Origin of the sequence: Modestobacter roseus (assembly GCF_007994135.1) — a bacterium.
GTDB classification, from domain to species: domain Bacteria; phylum Actinomycetota; class Actinomycetes; order Mycobacteriales; family Geodermatophilaceae; genus Modestobacter; species Modestobacter roseus.
Genome location: NZ_VLKF01000001.1, coordinates 956,713 through 973,351, shown reverse-complemented (window position 1 = coordinate 973,351; position 16,639 = coordinate 956,713). Strand labels below are relative to the sequence as shown.

The window sequence follows — 16,639 nt, the reverse complement described above, 5'->3', positions numbered from 1 at the left end:
ACACGATGTGCGCGGTGACCGGGCGGGGGTCCCCGTGTCGGTTCAGCGGGTGGCGCGCGGGGTGGCGGGGTGCGAACCGGCGGTGACCAGGTCGGCGACGGCCTGTCGCGGGTCGCCGGCGGTGACCAGCCCCTCGCCGACGAGCACCGCGTCGGCGCCGGCGCCGGCGTAGCTGATCAGGTCGTGCGGCCCACGGACGCCGGACTCGGCGATCTTGACCACCTCGCTGGGCAGCCCGGGGGCGATCCGCTCGAACGTCGAGCGGTCGACCGACAGGGTGGTCAGGTCGCGGGCGTTGACCCCGATCACCGACGCCCCGGCGGCCAGGGCGCGGTCGGCCTCGGCCTCGCTGTGCACCTCGACCAGGGCCGTCATGCCGAGGGACTCGATCCGCTCCAGCAGGCCGGTGAGCACCGGCTGCTCGAGGGCGGCGACGATCAGCAGCACCAGGTCGGCACCGGCGGCGCGCGCCTCGTGCACCTGGTAGCTGCTGACCACGAAGTCCTTGTTCAGCACCGGGACGTCGACGGCGGCGCGGACCGCGGTGAGGTCGGCGTGCGAGCCGCCGAACCGGCGGCCCTCGGTGAGCACGCTGATCACCCGGGCACCCCCGGCGGCGTACTGGGCGGCCAGGGCGGCGGGGTCGGTGATCTCGGCCAGCTCGCCCTTCGACGGACTCTTCCGCTTGACCTCCGCGATCACCCCGACCCCGGGGGCGCGCAGGGCCGCGAGGGCGTCCAGCGCCGGGCGGGCGTCACGGGCGGCGGCCTGCACCTCCGGGAGCGGCACCGCGGCCTGCCGCGCGGCGACGTCCTCACGAACGCCCGCCACGATGTCGTCGAGGACGCTCATGACCCCTCCTCGCAACCCCTCATGATGTGCCACCGGAACGACTCCCACCACCGGGAGTCGGTGAGATCACTGTAGAGGCGGCGATCCGGCGCCCCGGCCGGGGGCCGGGCGAGCGCCCCCCGACGCGGGGGGTCACACTGTCGGGTCCTCGCCCCGGTCCAGCGCCTTCCAGGCCGCCTGGTGGCGGTCCTCGTCGGTGGCCGGCCGGGCCTGCCGCGCCGGCGGCGCACCGGGCGCCGTCCGCTCGTACCTGCGGCCCATGCCCGGCCAGCTCCGACCGCGCAGCGCCACGAGCAGGCCGACGAGCACGGCGAGCACCCCCGCGGCGACGGCGAGCGCCGGCCAGCCGGCGGCCACGTCGACGGTCACCGGACCACCGCCCCGGCCGACTCCGGGCAGCTCGGTGGAGACCTCCGACAGCCCGCCCCGCACCGCCTGCGCGGTCGACCAGACCACCGCGCCCCCGGCGAGCGCCACCAGCCCGCCGACGAGGACCCGGGCGGCGCCCCGGACGGCGATCACCGCCACCGCGGCGGCGAGCAGCAGGAGTCCGCAGGCGGCGACCAGCGGGGCCGCGTCGGAGCCGGTGAGCACCGCGTCGACCGGCGGCAGCGGCGGCTCGCGGACGATCGTGACGTCGGCCCACCCCTGACCCGCCGTCGACAGCGCCAGCCCGCCGGCCAGGGCGCTGCCCAGCACCGCGACGGTCAGCTCCCGCCGAGCCCGCGAGGCACTGCTGGCGGGGCCGTTCACGGGAGCTCCCGCAGCCCCTCCGCGGTGGCGATCGCCGAGAGCACCGCCCGCGCCTTGTGCCGGGTCTCCGCCTCCTCGGTGGCCGGGTCGCTGTCGGCGACGATCCCGGCGCCGGCCTGCACGTAGGCCCGCCCCTGGTGCAGCACCGCGGTGCGGATGGCGATCGCCATGTCCATGTCGCCGCCGGCGTCGACGTAGCCGACCGTGCCCGCGTAGAGCGCGCGCCTGGTCGGCTCCAGGGACTCGATGACCTCCATCGCCCGCGGCTTGGGCGCCCCGGAGACCGTGCCGGCGGGGAACGTCGCGTCGAAGACGTCGAGCGCGTCCCGGCCCGGCGACACCTGGCCGGCGACGGTGGAGACCAGGTGCATGACGTGGCTGTAGCGCTCCACGCGCATGAAGTCCGCGACCTCCACCGAGCCCGGCACGCAGACCCGGCCGAGGTCGTTGCGGGCCAGGTCGACCAGCATGACGTGCTCGGCGCGCTCCTTGGGGTCGGCGAGCAGCTCCTCGGTCAGCCGCAGGTCGTCCTCCGGCGTCGCACCGCGGGGCCGGGTGCCGGCCGGCGGGTGCACCACGGCCCGCTCCCCCGTCACCGTCACCAGCGCCTCCGGCGAGGAGCCGACGACGTCGAACGGCGACTCCCGGCCGGCGAAGCGCAGCAGGTACATGTACGGCGAGGGGTTGCTGGCGCGCAGCACCCGGTAGAGGTCCAGCGCGTCGACGTCGGTGGCCAGCTCGAAGCGCTGGGCGAGCACCGTCTGGAACACGTCGCCGGCCCGGACGTGCTCCCGCACCCGCTCGACCCCGGCCTCGTACTCCCCCGGCGCCATGTTGCTGGTGACCGGCGGGGCGTCGGCGGTGGTGAGCGTGGCCACCGACGGCGGCACCGCATCGGTCAGGTCCGCGGCCATCGCGTCGAGCCGGGCCACGGCGTCGTCGTAGGCCGCGGGACCCGCGGCCAGCGCGTTGGCGATGAGCAGCACCGTGCCGTCGGTGTGGTCGAGCACGGCCAGGTCGGTGACCAGCATGAGCGCGAGCTCGGGCATGCCGAGGTCGTCGGTGCTCGTGCTCGGCAGCCGCTCCAGCCGGCGGACGACGTCGTAGCCGAGGTAGCCGACCAGGCCACCGGTGAGCGGCGGCAGGCCCTGCTGGTCGGCGGTGGCACCGCGCGGCGAGCGGAGCCGGCGGGCCAGCGTGCGGACCGCGGCCAGCGGGTCGGCCGGCAGGTCGTCGGTCAGTCCGGGCAGCGGGTCACCCACCCACACGGTCGCGCCGTCGCGCTCGGTCAGCGTGCCGGCGCTGCGCACCCCGACGAAGCTGTACCGCGACCACTGCTTGCCCTGCTCGGCCGACTCCAGCAGCACCGTGCCGGGACGGTTGCGGGCGAGCTTGCGGTACAGGCCGACGGCGGTCTCGCTGTCGGCCAGCAGCCGGCGGGTGACCGGCACGACGGGAGTTCCCACCGCGGCGAAACCCGCCGCCGAGGGGGTGGTCTCACCGAGTCGCATCGTCACTCGCCGGCCTCCGGCCGGATCCCGGCGAGGTCGGACGCCTGGTGACCCCGCAGCGGGCGGTGGAAGCAGCTGCGCTCGCCGGTGTGGCACGCGGGCCCCTCCTGGTCGACGAGGACCAGCAGCGCGTCGCCGTCGCAGTCCAGCCGGACGTCGCGCACCCACTGCCGGTGGCCCGACGTCTCGCCCTTGACCCAGTACTCCTGCCGGCTGCGCGACCAGTAGGTGGCCCGGCCGGTGGTCAGCGTGCGGTGCAGCGCCTCGTCGTCCATCCAGGCGACCATGAGCACCTCGGCGGTGTCGTGCTGCTGGACGACGGCGGCGACCAGGCCGGCGGGGTCGCGGCGGAGCAGGCCGGCGACCGCCGGGTCGAGCTCGGATCGGGAGGGGGCGGACATGCCGCTGATCGTCCCACCCGACCGGAACCGCCCGGTCAGGCCCTGCGTGCGGCGGCCGCCGTCCGGGACCACGCCACCGCGTCGGGCAGGACCGTGAGCCCGGCAGCAGCGATGCCGAGCGCCCCGTAGACGACCGGGAGCACCACCACCGCCTCCCCGATCGGCGCGGAGGTGCCGGTGAGCACCACCACCCAGTACACCGACAGGCAGACCTGGCCGCCGGCTGCCGCCCACAGCCACTCCCGGCGCCCGCCGGACAGCGCCGTGAGCCCGCCGACCACGAACAGCGCGACGACCAGCAGCTGCACGAGGGCGATCCACGGCCCGATCCCGGCGGAGGGCCCACGGGTGACCGCCAGCAGTGCGCTGAACGCCATCGCGTAGACCGTGCCGACGAGGGTGAGCAGCGCCGAGCCGAAGGCCAGCGCCGCCGCCCCAACGACCACGCCCGGCCGCCGGGGCGCGCGGGCGTACGGCGGCGCGTACCCGCCCCAGGCGGTGAACGGCTGCTGGCCCGCGTACGCCTGCTGGCCCGGGTGCGGCGGGGCGCCCCACGGCGCCGGTCCCCACTGCGGCGGTCCCCACTGCGGCGGGGTCTGCGGCGGGGTCTGCGGCGGGCCCCACTGCGGCGGAGGGCCCCACGGGTGCTGCTGCCCCGGCGGTGCGGCCCAGGGCTGCCCGGTGGGCGGGGGTCCGCCGTAGGGCGGCTGGCCGGGCGGGACGGCGTCCCAGTCGGGCTGGCTCACAGCTGAGCCGCCAGCGCCCGCCCGGCGACCCGGCCGGAGAACAGGCAGCCGCCCAGGAAGGTGCCCTCCAGGGAGCGGTAGCCGTGCATCCCGCCGCCGCCGAAGCCGGCGACCTCCCCGGCGGCGTACAGACCGGGGAACGGCTCGCCGTCACCACGCAGCACGCGGCCGGAGAGGTCGGTCTCCAGGCCGCCGAGGGTCTTTCGGGTGAGCAGGTTGAGCCGGACGGCGATCAGCGGGCCGGCCTCGGGGTCGAGCAGCCGGTGCGGCGTCGCGACCCGGATCAGCTTGTCGCCGAGGTAGCCGCGGGCCTGGCGGACGGCGGTGACCTGGGCGTCCTTGGTGAACCGGTTGGCGATCTCCCGGTCGCGGGCGACGACCTCCCGCTCGACGGTCGCGAGGTCGACGTGCGGGCGGTCGCCGGTGAGCTGGTTCATCCCGGCGACCAGCTGCGGCAGCGTGGGGGCGACGACGAAGTCCTCGCCGCGGTCCAGGAACGCCTGCACCGGGGCCGCTGCGCCGCTGCGCACCCGGGTCAGCAGCAGCTTCAGGTCCTTGTCGGTGAGGTCGGGGTTCTGCTCGGAGCCGGAGAGGGTGAACTCCTTCTCCACGATCTTCTGGGTGAGCAGGAACCAGGTGTGCTCGTGGCCGGTGGTGCCGATGTGCGCCAGCGTGCCCAGGGTGTCGAAGCCGGGGAACAGCGGCACCGGCAGCCGGGTGCCGGTGGCGTCCAGCCAGAGCGAGGAGGGGCCGGGCAGGATCCGGATGCCGTGCCGCTCCCAGACCGGCGAGTGGTTGGTGATGCCCTCGGTGTAGTGCCACATCCGGTCGGGGTTGATCACGTTGCCGCCGGCGGCCTGGGTGATCTCCAGCATCCGGCCGTCGACGTGCGCGGGGACGCCGGAGAGCAGCCGCCGCGGCGCCGGGCCGAGCCGGGCCGGCCAGTTGCGCCGGACCAGGTCGTGGTTGGCCCCGATCCCCCCGGAGGTGACGACGACGGCCGGCGCGGCGAGCTCGAACCCGCCGACCTCGACGCGCGAGCTGGCCACCCCGCGGGCGACGTCGCTGGGTTCGAGCACCGCGCCCCGGACGCCGGTGACCGCGCCGTCGGTGACTACCAGCCCGTCGACCCGGTGCCGGTACCGGACGTCGACCAGCCCGCGGGCGGCGCCGTCGGCGACCCGCCGCGCGAAGGGGGCGACCACGCCGGGGCCGGTGCCCCAGGTGATGTGGAAGCGGGGCACCGAGTTGCCGTGGCCGGTGGCGGTGTACCCGCCGCGCTCGGCCCAGCCGACCACCGGGAAGAACCGCACGCCCTGCGCACGCAGCCAGGCGCGCTTCTCCCCCGCGGCGAACTGCAGGTACGCCTCGGCCCACTGCCGCGGCCAGTGGTCCTCGGTGCGGTCGAAGCCGGCGGTGCCGAACCAGTCCTGGCGGGCCAGCTCCAGGGAGTCGTGCACGCGCAGGCGGCGCTGCTCGGGGGTGTCGACGAGGAACAGGCCGCCGAAGGACCAGTGCGCCTGGCCGCCGAGGGAGGCCTCGGGTTCCTGGTCGAGCAGCAGCACCCGCTTGCCGGCGTCGGCCAGCTCCGCGGTGGCGACCAGCCCGGCCAGCCCCGCACCCACCACGATCACGTCAGCGTCGGTGCTCACCTCCACGACGCTAGCGGGCGCGCGCCACCGCGGGCGGCCGACGGCCCGCACCGGCCCACTCCCGCACCGGCTGCTGCGCGGCGAGCACCAGGCCGACGAGCGGCCCGACGGCCAGCAGCAGCGTCGTCCACGCCGCCGACCCGCCGCCGAGCACGCCGAAGAACCCGGCCAGCAGGACGAGCCCGACCAGCGGCAGGAGGCAGGCGAGGACGAGCACCAGCCAGCCCGGCAGGCGGCCCACCCCGGTGCCGCGCCAGACCAGCACCGCGCCGAGCAGGGCGAGGGCGGCCAGCGCCCCCGGCGCGAGCAGGTACCAGCCCCAGCCGGGGTCGGCGTCCCAGAGCAGCCAGCCCAGGTACCCGTCGACGACCGCGACGAGCAGGCCGAACGCCGCGGCGAACGGGGCGGCCTGCGGCCGGGTGGGGGCCGTGTGCGCGAGGCGGGACCCCCGGCCCAGCGGGTGCCGGGGCGGGACCTGACGGGACCGGGTCTGCGGTCGGGGCGACGGCATGCCGGCAGGCTAGGACGCCGTCCTGACGGTCAGCTGGGAGCCGGCTGGACGTCACCGGCTGCCCGCCGGGCGGCGACCCAGCGCCGGACGCCGGGCAGCGCGGCCAGCACCGCCGTACCGGCCGGCAGCGCCCAGACCAGCAGCAGGAGGCCGTCGGAGTCGGCGATCAGCCCGTCGGCGAGCAGCACCCAGCCGAGCACCGCGACGAGGGCGGCGGCGGGGAGGAAGACCGCCAGCCAGCTCCGGCCCAGCAGGAGCAGCAGCGCCCCGGTCAGCAGCCACACCGACAGCAGCACGGGGACGGCGACGACCAGCCAGCCGCCGCCGTCGAACCGGCCGTTGGAGAACGCCAGGGCGAGCAGCGCGAAGGCGGCGGTGGTCAGCGCGGTGAGCACCGCCAGCGGCGCGGCGAGGAGTGCCGGCAGGGGCGGGCGGCGAACGGGAGCGGACACGCGCGCACCGTAGGGCCGTCCGCGTCCCGCCGGGCCCGGACGCGCCGTCAGCCGACCGGCTCCTCCAGCGGGGCCCCCGGCTGCCGGCCGGAGCTGCGCCGCCAGGAGGCGTGCAGCCGGCCGTAGGCGCCGTCGGCGTCGACGAGCTCGGCGTGCGTGCCGCGCTGCACGACCCGGCCGGAGTCGACGACCAGCACCTCGTCGGCGCGCTCGGCCGTGGAGAGCCGGTGCGCGATGGTGAGCGTCGTCCGGCCGTCGGTCAGCGTGTCCAGCGCCCGGGTCAGCCGCATCTCGGTGGCCGGGTCGACCGCGCTGGTCGCCTCGTCCAGCACCAGCAGGTCGGGATCGGCCACGTAGGCGCGGGCCACGGCCACCAGCTGCCGCTCCCCCGCGCTGAGCGACTCGCCGCGCTGGCCGACCGGGGTGGCGACGCCGTCCGGCAGGTCGGCCACCCAGTCGCCGAGCCCGAGGTCGTCGAAGGCGGCGGCGACCTGCGCGTCGGTCATCCCGGGACGGCCGTACCGGACGTTGTCGGCGACCGAGGCGTCGAAGAGGAACCCGTCCTGCGGGACCATCACCACCCGCTGGCGCAGCGATGCGAACGCGACCTCGTCCAGCGGGACCATGCCGGTCGCCCCGCCGTCCCGCCCGTTGCCGACGAGGACACGCCCCTCGGTCGGGTCCATCAGCCGGGTGACCAGCTTGGCGAACGTCGTCTTGCCCGAGCCGGTCTCCCCGACGATCGCCACCCGCGTGCGCGCGGTGATCGTCAGGTCGACGTCGTCGAGGGCCTTGGCGCCGCCGGCGGCGTAGGCGAAGGAGACGTGGTCGAACCGGACGTCCAGCGGGCCGGGTGGCAGCGAGCGCCCCGTGGCCGGGTCGGTGGCCGCCGGGTCGCGCACGTCGGGCTCGGTGTCGAGCACGTCGAGCACCCGGCGGAACCCGGCGACGGCGTTCTGCGCCTCGTTCAGCACCTCGCTGGCGGTCTGCACCGGCGCCACGAAGAGGGTGACCAGGAAGAGGAAGGCGACCAGCGTGCCGGCGCTGATGTCCCCGGCGATGCCCAGCAGCACCCCGACGACGACGACCGCCGCGTTGGCGATCGCGGCGACCAGCTCGCCGCTGACGTAGACCCCGGCGGTGACCTTCTGGGCGTCGATGGAGGCGCGGTAGTGCCGGTCGATGGCGCGGTCGATGCGGGCCGCCGTCCGGGCCCGGATGCCGTAGGCCCGGACCGTCGGCGCGCCGACGACGGACTCGCCGACGGCGGCGAGGACGTCGCCGACCCGTTCGCGGACCACGCCGTAGACCGCGGCCAGCCGCTTGGCGAACCACTTCACCGCGATCGCCAGCGGTACGAAGCAGGCCAGCACCAGGAGGGTGAGCTGCCAGGAGTAGATCGCCATGACCACGGTGGCGACGACGAGCTGGCCGATGCTGACCAGGCCGAGGACCCCGCCCCACTGCATGAAGACCGACAGCTGGTCGACGTCGCTGGTGACCCGGGAGACCAGCGACCCGCGCCGCTGCCCCTGCTGGTGCAGGACCGAGAGGTCGTGCACGTGCCGGAAGGCGCGCACCCGCAGCCCGGCCAGCGCGGTCTCGGTGGTGCGGAACAGCCGGACGTTCATCAGGTAGACGGCGACGCCGGTGACCACCACGACGACGGCGGACGCGAGGACCAGCTCGCGCACCAGCGGGATGTCCGGGCCGCCGGGGCCGTTCAGCCCGCGGTCGAGCACCTGCTGGACGGCGACGGGCACGACCACGCGGCCGGCGGTGGCGATCAGCGCGAGCAGGAAGGTGACCGGCAGGCCCTGGCGGAACTCCGGCATCATCCGCAGGCCCCGGCGCAGGGTGGCGGTGGCGCTCTCCGGCCGGCGGTCGGCGGCGAGCAGGACGTCGCCGTCGCTGGGCTCGCTCATGCCTGGGCCCCCGCGGGCGCGCGGTCGGCCGCGCCGGCCTCGGGCAGCTGGTAGGCGTGCACCAGCCGGGCGTAGCCGGGCACCTGGGCGAGCAGCTCGGCGTGGGTGCCGCGGGCGACCAGGCGCCCGCGCTCCAGCCAGACGACCTCGTCGGCGAGGGCGATGGTGGCCTGCCGGTAGGCGACGACGACGACGGTGGCCGGGCGGTCGGCGGCGCGCAGCGCGTCGAGGATGCGGGCCTCCACCGCGGGGTCGACGGCGCTGGTGGCGTCGTCGAGCACGAGCAGCCGGGGCCGGCGGACGACGGCGCGGGCCAGCGCCAGGCGCTGCCGCTGGCCGCCGGAGAGGCTGGCGCCGCGTTCGCCGACCCGGGTGTCCAGGCCGTGCGGGAGGCGGGCGACGAAGTCCTCGGCCGCGGCGATCCGCAGCGCCTCGTGCACCTGGTCGTCGGTGAAGTCGCCGCCGAGCGTGATGTTGTCACGCACGGTGTCGTCGAAGAGGAAGGTCGACTGGGCGACGAAGGCCACCTGGTCGCTCACCTCGCCCTCGCGCAGGGTGCGCAGGTCGACGTCGTCGAGGAGGACGTCGCCGCGCTGGGGGTCGACCAGGCGCACCAGCAGGCCGGCGAGGGTGGACTTGCCGGCGCCGGTGGGACCGACGACGGCGAGGGTGCGACCGGCCGGCACGTCGAAGGTGACGCCGTCGAGGGTGGGCCGGGCGGCGTCGGCGTAGCCGAAGCCGACCTCGTGCAGGCCGACGGCGGCCCCCCGGTCGCCGCCGGGGGCGGCGTCCGGGCCGTGCGCGATCTCGCCGGTGGCCTCCAGCACGGGGGTGACCCGGTCCCAGCCGGCGAGCGCGCGCGGCAGGTCGGCCAGCACCCAGCCGATGGCGCGGATCGGCAGCGCCAGCAGGGTGAACAGGTACGCGATGGAGACCAGGTCGCCGGCGCCGGTGGCGCCCGCGGCGACCCGCTCGGCGCCGACCAGCAGCACGGCGAGGGTGCCGAGGTTGGGCAGGGCCTCCATCAGCGGGTCGAACAGGCCGCGGACCCGGCCGACGGCGACCAGGCCGTCGCGCAGCTCGTCGGCCCGGGCGCCGAAGCGGGTGGTCTCGTCGGCCTCCCGGCCGAGGGTCTTCACGACCAGGGCGGCGTCGAAGCTCTCGTGGGCGATCTCGCTGACCTCGGCGCGCAACTGCTGGGCGCGGGCCATCCGAGGGCTCATCACCTGGCTGTAGACGGCGTTGATCACGAAGACCAGCGGAAAGACGACGAACCCGACGACCGCCAGCAACGGGTCGGTGAGCACCAGCGCGGCGATGGTGATCGCGATCATTACGATGGCGCCGCAGGCGAAGGGCAGCGGGGCGACGAAGAACCAGGCGGCCTCGACGTCGGAGTTGGCGTTGGACAGCAGCTGCCCGGTGGGGTGGCGCTGGTGCCAGGACAGCGGGAGCCGCAGGTACTGGCCGGTGACCCGGCGGCGGTACTCGGCCTGCAGCCGGTAGCTCATGATGCCGGCGAAGAGCCGGCGGCCGAGGATGCCGACGATCTTCAGCAGGGCGACGACGATGATCGCCAGAGCGGCCAGGGAGAGGGCGGTGGCGGTGGTGTCGCCCTCGTCGAAGGCCGGCAGCAGCACCCGGTCGGTGATCCCGCCGATCACGTAGGCGCTGGCGACGGTCATCCCGCCGTAGAGGCTGCTGCCCAGGAAGGCGAGGACGAAGATCCCCGGCTGCCCGGCGACGGCGCGCCCGATGTGACGGACGCCGCGGCGGACCACGGCGTCTCTGCGGCGCGGCACGGTGCCTCCAGTCGATGGTGCGGGCGGTGCGGTCAGCCTACCCGGGTTGCTTACCCGGCCTAACCGCTTTCCGGGCTCGACTGATTCCGGGGCCGTCGGTCTCGGGGACACAGGCGTCTCGCTGGGGCTCCACCCGAGGGAGAGCTGGCATAGCCTCGACGCGTGCCCACCCCCGCCGTGCCCGTGTCCCGGTCGGAGCGAGCGGCGCTGGCGGACCTGCTGGCCGAACTCGGGCCCGACCAGCCGACGCGGTGCGCCGGATGGACCACCCGCGACCTCGCCGCCCACCTCGTCGTACGTGACCGCCGGCCGGACTCGATGCCCGGGCTGGCCCTGGGTGGGCCGTTCCGGACGTGGACCCAGCGCGTGCAGGACCGGGCCGGCACCGGCCGAGACTGGACCGAGCTCGTCGCCGCGGTGCGCTCGGGGCCGCCGCCGTGGCTCCCCGGGGCCTGGCCGGTGGCCGACCGGCTGCTGAACAGCACGGAGATGGTGATCCACCACGAGGACGTGCGGCGCGCCCAGCCCGGTTGGTCGCCTCGTGAGCTGCCCGGCGAGGTGCAGGACCAGCTGTGGAAGGCCGTGCCGTTGCTGGCCCGCGGCCGGGAAGCCCCCCGACCCGACGGCGGGCTGATGGTGCGGCGCAGCGACGTCACCGACGGCGCCCCGGGCAGCGAGCGGCGGCTACGCAAGGGCACCCCGACGACCACCGTGGTGGGCGCTCCGCTCGAGGTGCTGCTCTGGGTCAGCGGGCGCGAGGACGTCGCCTGCGTGGACCTGACCGTCGACTGAGCACGGCCGCCGGGCGATCCCGGTGATCACTGGCTTGCGCTCGGCGGGCCCGGACGACGCGGCGGCCGTGGCCGCGGTGCATGAGACGGCCCGAGGGTCCTACTACGCCGGGGCGAGCACTGAGCTCGACGGCGTGCTCACTCCGGCGCCGGAGCGACGGGCGATGTGGGACGTGCTGCCCTGGGCCTGGGGCAGCGGGCTGGGCTCCCAGCTGCACGACGCGTTCACCACCCGACTGACCAGCGGGCCCGCGCGCCTGGGCGTGCTCGAGGTCTGGCGCGGCAACGGCCGGGCCCTCGACTCCCATGCGCACCGGGGCTGGCGGCGGGACGACCGCACCAGACCGGGCCCGGACGGGTCCCCCTACGTCGGGATGACGCGCGCCGCGGACTCCACCACCGGCCGCGGGGACTCGTCGAGCAGCAGGACCACAGCGGGCTGACCGTTCGGCGCGTCGGGGCTACGACCCACGGGTCGCCAGCCGAGGCGCTCGTAGAGCGCACGAGGCGGGGTGGGCTCGTCTCGGGTGGACAGCCAGGCGGGGCGGCCGGCGGCAGCCACCAGGGCGGCGAGCAGCGCCCCGCCCAGCCCGCGACCGCGGTGGGTGGGCGCAACGGCGAGCAGGTACACGGCGAGGTGCCCTCGAGCAGGGGTGCCGCGTCGCCGAGCCGGTCGTGCAGCTCCCGCGCCCAGGCGTCGGTCTGCTCGCGCCAGGACCACGGGTGGCCGTAGCCGAACCCGACCAGGCGCCCTTCGTCGCGCCGGGAGGCCACGAGCAGGTCCGGTCGCGCGCGGAGTCCGGCGTAGAGGTCGGCGAACATGGTCGCGATCTGCGGGGGCTCGCAGAGCGGCTCGTCCCGTGATGCGTCCCGGTACAGGTCCTCGACCTCTGCGATGGTGGGGGCTCCTGCGCTCCCCTGCGTCAGGACCAGTGGTGACCCGGCGCGACCGGAGCTCCCACGCCGCGTCAGCCCCCACGCCGCGTCGCGACAGGTCGTCGGTACACGAGCGCACAGCAGCGCCGCGCCGATCAGAACGGTGGCGGGTCATCCCGCCGACCGTCCGGTGCCGAGCTTCCGGGTCGGGGCTCGCCGGGCGGGACGTCAGGGACTGGCACGTCGTCCGCCCGGGCTACGACAGGGGGCGGGTGGTCGAGCCAGTCGTCCGCGCCGCAGCGGGTCGGATGGGTGGTGACCACCTGCCCCGAGGGTGTCGTCCACTCGAGCCCGCCGTCGGCCAGCCCGCGCATGGCCCAGCCGGGCGCCTGGTGGCTCAGCCGGTGGTGGTGCCGACACAGGCTGCAGAGGTTGTCGTGCGACGTCGGGCCTTGCGGCCACGGCACCGTGTGGTCGAGGTCGCAGCGGATCGGCCGGGCCCGGCAGCCCGGGAACCGGCACCGGCGGTCACGCAGCCGGACGAACCGGTCGAGCTCGGCTCCAGGTGAGTAACCGGGCGACTCCGGTGGCGGGCCCAGCGCCCGACCGGCACGAACCGCGAACGCGTCGGTGAGGGCGACCAGCTGCCCGCTGAGCTCGTCGACCAGCGCGACCTGCGGCCGGTGCGCCAGCGCGGTGTCGCGCACCGTGCGGGTGGTGAGCAGGTCGGCCAGTGCGGCGCGGCGGCCATCGTCTCGGGGACCCGTGTCACCGCCGGCGTCGGTGGGCTCGGCGTCGGTGGGCTCGGCGTCGGTGGGCTCGGCGTCGGTGGGCTCGGCGTCGGTGGGCTCGGCGTCGGTGGGCTCGGCGTCGGTGGGCTCGGCGTCGGTGGGCTCGGCGTCGGTGGGCTCGGCGTCGGTGGACTCGGCGTCGGTGGACTCGGCGTCGGTGGGCTCGGCGTCGGTGGACTCGGCGTCGGTGGACTCGGCGTCGGTGGACTCGGCGTCGGTGGACTCGTCACCGGTGGACTCGTCACCGGTGCGGTCGCCGGCGATGCGCTCCTGGTCGGCGCTGTCATCGGCCGGAGGTTGACCGCTCGCCATCGGCCCGGCTGGCTCGGCTTCCCTTTCGGTACCGGGCGACTCCGCGCGCGGCATCAGCCCGAGCGCCACAGCGAGTTCGCGCACCATCTCGGCCGGCACCAGGTCGCCGTCGACCTCTCCTGGCTCGTCTCCGCCCAGCAGCGTCTGCACGGCGGCGACCAGGCTGATCTGCGCCTGCACCGGCGCCAGTCCGTGCTCGCCCGGACGCAGGACGAGGTCGACCAGGCAGTCGACCATCCGTTGCTGGCGGGTCCGCTCGTCCCCGGTGGACGCGGCAGCGTCCGCGTAGCGACCCAGCGCGTCCTGGACCGCCCGGGCGACGGGAGCTGGCAGCGTCGCGCTCAGGGTGGCCATCCCGTCGTCGCCCGCGTGAACGGTCACCCGCCGCTCACGGATGGCCTCGGTGACCCGCCGGGCCACCCCGGCGGCGTCCAGCTTCTGCACCATCCGGCGAGCGGCGGCGCGCAGCTGTGTCCGGGTGCGCCCCTCGACCTTCGCCAGCAGGCGCTCCTCAGCAGTGGCGCGGACGTCGGCGGGCAGTGGCGCGACCAGGTCGGTCATCACCTGGGCGTGCGCCCAGCTGATCCGGCCGCTGGACAGAGCCTGCAGCGTGCCCGGCAGCCGGTCGACCAACAGCAGCGAGTCGACCAGCAGCGTCGTCGCCGCGTCCGAGGTCAGCCCGAGCGCGACCATCACCTCGTCGACCGCCCACTCGCTGACCGCCGCCAGCGCCGAGTGCCTTCCCGCCCGCGTCTGCGCGGCCGCCGCACCGATCTCGGCGTCCGACCGGTCGAGGGAGGAGGGCCGGGTGCGCGCGAAGGCCGCCAGTGCCCGAGCCTGCTCAGCGGCCGCGCACGCCTGCTGCCGCGCCGCACCCCGAGCCAGGTCGAGATGGGCACGTCCTGCAGTGACCAGGCGGTCGAGCCGCTCGGCGTTCCCCTCCAGCGGGCTGTCCGGCTCCGCTCCGGCCTCGGCGGCCTCCGCGGGCTCGGCTTCGGATCTGGATTCGGCGGTCAGTGGACGACCGCGACTGCCGGTCGCCTCGCTGACGTGGTCGGCGTCGGGGTCGACATCGTCGAGCAGCCGGCGCAGCTCGGCTTCGAGGAGCGACTCGTCGCGCTCCTCGAAGAGCCGCAGCAGCTGTTCGAACACGTGTTCGATCGTAGCGGAGATGCCCTACACCCGCGACCGATGCCGCAGGGCTGTGGACGAGCTGCTCAGCGCAGCGGGTGCTCAGCGCAGCGGGTGGTCAGCGCAGCGGGTGCTCAGCGCAGCGGGTGCTCAGCGCAGCGGGTGGTCGGTCTCCTGGCGGATCGGCACCCCGGCGGCGGCCAGCCCGGCCTTGACGTCGCCCACCCGGAGCTGCCCGAAGTGGAAGACGCTGGCCGCGAGCACCGCATCGGCGCCCGCCGCGACGGCGGGCGGGAAGTGGTCGACCGCCCCCGCTCCCCCGCTGGCGATCAGCGGGACGGTCACCTCCCGGCGCACGGCGGCGATCAGGTCGGTGTCGAAGCCGGCCCGGGTGCCATCGGCGTCCATCGAGTTCAGCAGCACCTCGCCGACGCCGAGCTGCGCGGCCTGCACGACCCACTCGACGGCGTCCCGGCCGGTGCCCCGGCGTCCGCCGTGGGTGGTGATCTCGAACCCGGAGTCGGTCACCGCGCCGTCGCGCACGCGGCGGGCGTCCAGCGAGAGCACCAGCACCTGGTTGCCGAACCGATCGGCGATCTCGGCGATCAGCTCCGGCCGGGCGACGGCGGCGGTGTTCACCGCGACCTTGTCCGCCCCGGCACGCAGCAGCTTGTCGACGTCGCCGACGCTGCGCACGCCCCCGCCGACGGTCAGCGGGATGAACACGCTCTCCGCGGTGCGCCGGACCACGTCGTAGGTGGTCTCCCGGTCACCGGAGCTGGCGGTGATGTCGAGGAAGGTCAGCTCGTCGGCGCCCTCGGCGTCGTAGACCCGGGCCATCTCCACCGGGTCGCCGGCGTCGACCAGGTCGACGAAGTTGACGCCCTTGACCACCCGGCCGGCGTCGACGTCCAGGCACGGGATCACCCGCACGGCGAGGCTCACGCGGCACCCCGCACGGCTGCACCCCGGACTGCGTCGGCCTCGATCTCCACCAGCATCGCCGGGTCGATCAGGGCGGCGACCTGCACCATCGCGGTGGCCGGCCGGACGTCGCCGAAGAACTCCCCGTGCACCCGACCGACGGCTTCCCACTCGCTGATGTCGGTGACGTACATGCGGGTGCGGACCACGTCGCCGAGGGCGAAGCCGGCCTCGTCGAGCGCGCGCTGGACACCGGTGAGCGCCACGCGGGTCTGCCCGCCGGCGTCCCCGGGGTGGGCGACGACGCCGTCGATCGTCGCCGTCGTCCCGCTCACCCAGGCGGAGTCGCCGTGCACGACGACGCGGCTGTAGCCGACGACGTCCTCCCAGGGCGCCCCGGAGCCGATGCGCCGTGCGCTCACCCGGCCACCTCGCGGGTGACCGCGAGCGCCTCGGGCAGCGTGAACGCCCCGGCGTACAGCGCCTTGCCGACGATCGCGCCCTCGACGCCGACCTCGGTCAGCCCGGCCAGCGCCCGGATGTCGTCGAGCGAGCTCACGCCACCGGAGGCGACCACCGGGCGCGAGGTGGCGGCGCAGACCTCGCGCAGCAGGTCCAGGTTCGGGCCGCGCAGCGTGCCGTCCTTGGTGATGTCGGTGACGACGTAGCGGGCGCAGCCCTCCTCGTCGAGCCGGGCGAGGGTCTCGTACAGCTCGCCGCCCTCCTTGGTCCAGCCGCGGGCGGCCAGCCGGGTGCCGCGGACGTCGAGGCCCACCGCGATCCGGTCACCGTGCTCGGCGATAGCCCGGGCGCACCACTCCGGCGACTCCAGCGCCGCGGTGCCCAGGTTCACCCGCCGGCAGCCGGTGGACAGCGCCGCGGCCAGCGACTCGTCGTCCCGGATGCCCCCGGACAGCTCCACGTCGACGTCGAGCTCACCGACCACCCGGGCCAGCAGCTCCCGGTTGGAGCCGCGCCCGAAGGCGGCGTCCAGGTCGACCAGGTGCACCCACTCCGCGCCGTCGCGCTGCCAGGCCAGCGCGGCCTCCAACGGGTCGCCGTAGGAGGTCTCGCTCCCGGCCTCCCCCTGGACCAGACGGACGGCGAGGCCGTCGGCGACGTCGACGGCGGGGAGCAGCTCCAGCTTCGGCACGGGTCCAGCCTAGGGAACGCCGCCGACGGTCCTGTCGGACCGCTGCGGCAGGGTGC

Annotated in this window: 17 protein-coding genes; 2 read left to right on the top strand and 15 right to left on the bottom strand. The window is 75.8% G+C overall.

Going from position 1 to position 16,639, the window contains the following annotated elements:
- Positions 1 to 42 precede the first annotated feature (42 nt).
- The 10 genes from trpC to JD78_RS04595 form a co-directional block, all read right to left on the bottom strand.
- Positions 43 to 852: an indole-3-glycerol phosphate synthase TrpC gene (trpC, locus tag JD78_RS04640; protein WP_153361524.1), complete on the bottom strand. Its 810-nt coding sequence runs from the start codon at positions 850 to 852 to the stop codon at positions 43 to 45.
- Positions 853 to 984: 132 nt separating this feature from the next.
- Entirely contained in the window at positions 985 to 1,605 is a 621-nt protein-coding gene (locus tag JD78_RS04635; protein WP_153361523.1) for a Trp biosynthesis-associated membrane protein, read from the bottom strand.
- On the bottom strand, positions 1,602 to 3,116 hold the full coding sequence (locus JD78_RS04630; protein ID WP_153361522.1) for an anthranilate synthase component I: 1,515 nt from the start codon (positions 3,114 to 3,116) through the stop codon (positions 1,602 to 1,604). The genes JD78_RS04635 and JD78_RS04630 overlap by 4 nt, the downstream gene beginning before the upstream one ends.
- 2 nt (positions 3,117 to 3,118) lie before the next feature.
- Positions 3,119 to 3,517, bottom strand: a complete 399-nt coding sequence (gene hisI / locus JD78_RS04625) for a phosphoribosyl-AMP cyclohydrolase (protein WP_153361521.1) — start codon at positions 3,515 to 3,517, stop codon at positions 3,119 to 3,121.
- A 35-nt stretch (positions 3,518 to 3,552) separates the two neighbouring features.
- Positions 3,553 to 4,263: a hypothetical protein gene (locus tag JD78_RS04620; protein ID WP_153361520.1), complete on the bottom strand. Its 711-nt coding sequence runs from the start codon at positions 4,261 to 4,263 to the stop codon at positions 3,553 to 3,555.
- A complete protein-coding gene (locus JD78_RS04615) occupies positions 4,260 to 5,915 on the bottom strand; it encodes an FAD-binding dehydrogenase (RefSeq protein ID WP_153361519.1) in 1,656 nt (551 codons plus the stop codon). Before JD78_RS04615 ends, JD78_RS04620 begins: the two co-directional genes overlap by 4 nt.
- Before the next feature lie 10 nt (positions 5,916 to 5,925).
- Positions 5,926 to 6,426, bottom strand: coding sequence for a hypothetical protein (locus tag JD78_RS04610; RefSeq protein ID WP_153361518.1), 501 nt, complete (start codon positions 6,424 to 6,426; stop codon positions 5,926 to 5,928).
- Between the two features lie 29 nt (positions 6,427 to 6,455).
- On the bottom strand, positions 6,456 to 6,878 hold the full coding sequence (locus tag JD78_RS04605; protein ID WP_153361517.1) for a hypothetical protein: 423 nt from the start codon (positions 6,876 to 6,878) through the stop codon (positions 6,456 to 6,458).
- A 47-nt stretch (positions 6,879 to 6,925) separates the two neighbouring features.
- Positions 6,926 to 8,803: an ABC transporter ATP-binding protein gene (locus tag JD78_RS04600; RefSeq protein WP_153361516.1), complete on the bottom strand. Its 1,878-nt coding sequence runs from the start codon at positions 8,801 to 8,803 to the stop codon at positions 6,926 to 6,928.
- Entirely contained in the window at positions 8,800 to 10,605 is a 1,806-nt protein-coding gene (locus JD78_RS04595; RefSeq protein WP_228395294.1) for an ABC transporter ATP-binding protein, read from the bottom strand. The genes JD78_RS04600 and JD78_RS04595 overlap by 4 nt, the downstream gene beginning before the upstream one ends.
- A 162-nt stretch (positions 10,606 to 10,767) precedes the next feature.
- On the opposite strand from JD78_RS04595, the gene JD78_RS04590 reads away from it, so the two are divergent.
- Together JD78_RS04590 and JD78_RS04585 are read left to right on the top strand one after the other, a co-directional pair.
- Entirely contained in the window at positions 10,768 to 11,397 is a 630-nt protein-coding gene (locus tag JD78_RS04590; protein WP_194290519.1) for a TIGR03085 family metal-binding protein, read from the top strand.
- Between the two features lie 67 nt (positions 11,398 to 11,464).
- Entirely contained in the window at positions 11,465 to 11,839 is a 375-nt protein-coding gene (locus tag JD78_RS04585; protein ID WP_166520870.1) for an N-acetyltransferase, read from the top strand.
- Here the strand turns inward: JD78_RS04585 and JD78_RS22840 are convergent.
- The 5 genes from JD78_RS22840 to priA form a co-directional block, all read right to left on the bottom strand.
- Positions 11,761 to 12,447: a GNAT family N-acetyltransferase gene (locus tag JD78_RS22840; RefSeq protein WP_153361515.1), complete on the bottom strand. Its 687-nt coding sequence runs from the start codon at positions 12,445 to 12,447 to the stop codon at positions 11,761 to 11,763. The genes JD78_RS04585 and JD78_RS22840 overlap by 79 nt on opposite strands.
- Positions 12,428 to 14,527: a DUF222 domain-containing protein gene (locus tag JD78_RS04575; protein WP_166520982.1), complete on the bottom strand. Its 2,100-nt coding sequence runs from the start codon at positions 14,525 to 14,527 to the stop codon at positions 12,428 to 12,430. Before JD78_RS04575 ends, JD78_RS22840 begins: the two co-directional genes overlap by 20 nt.
- Before the next feature lie 129 nt (positions 14,528 to 14,656).
- Entirely contained in the window at positions 14,657 to 15,451 is a 795-nt protein-coding gene (gene hisF, locus JD78_RS04570) for an imidazole glycerol phosphate synthase subunit HisF (RefSeq protein ID WP_153362513.1), read from the bottom strand.
- Positions 15,448 to 15,852, bottom strand: coding sequence for a RidA family protein (locus tag JD78_RS04565; RefSeq protein ID WP_153362512.1), 405 nt, complete (start codon positions 15,850 to 15,852; stop codon positions 15,448 to 15,450). The genes hisF and JD78_RS04565 overlap by 4 nt, the downstream gene beginning before the upstream one ends.
- Entirely contained in the window at positions 15,849 to 16,583 is a 735-nt protein-coding gene (gene priA, locus JD78_RS04560; protein ID WP_153362511.1) for a bifunctional 1-(5-phosphoribosyl)-5-((5-phosphoribosylamino)methylideneamino)imidazole-4-carboxamide isomerase/phosphoribosylanthranilate isomerase PriA, read from the bottom strand. The genes JD78_RS04565 and priA overlap by 4 nt, the downstream gene beginning before the upstream one ends.
- Positions 16,584 to 16,639 lie beyond the last annotated feature (56 nt).

Bases quoted from the DNA above. Each gene is read 5' to 3' on its own strand.
- JD78_RS04610 (WP_153361518.1), bottom strand. From the start codon at position 6,426: ATGCCGTCGCCCCGACCGCAGACCCGGTCCCGTCAGGTCCCGCCCCGG.
- JD78_RS04630 (WP_153361522.1), bottom strand. From the start codon at position 3,116: ATGCGACTCGGTGAGACCACCCCCTCGGCGGCGGGTTTCGCCGCGGTG.
- hisI (WP_153361521.1), bottom strand. From the start codon at position 3,517: ATGTCCGCCCCCTCCCGATCCGAGCTCGACCCGGCGGTCGCCGGCCTG.
- JD78_RS04600 (WP_153361516.1), bottom strand. From the start codon at position 8,803: ATGAGCGAGCCCAGCGACGGCGACGTCCTGCTCGCCGCCGACCGCCGG.
- trpC (WP_153361524.1), bottom strand. From the start codon at position 852: ATGAGCGTCCTCGACGACATCGTGGCGGGCGTTCGTGAGGACGTCGCC.
- JD78_RS22840 (WP_153361515.1), bottom strand. From the start codon at position 12,447: ATGACCCGCCACCGTTCTGATCGGCGCGGCGCTGCTGTGCGCTCGTGT.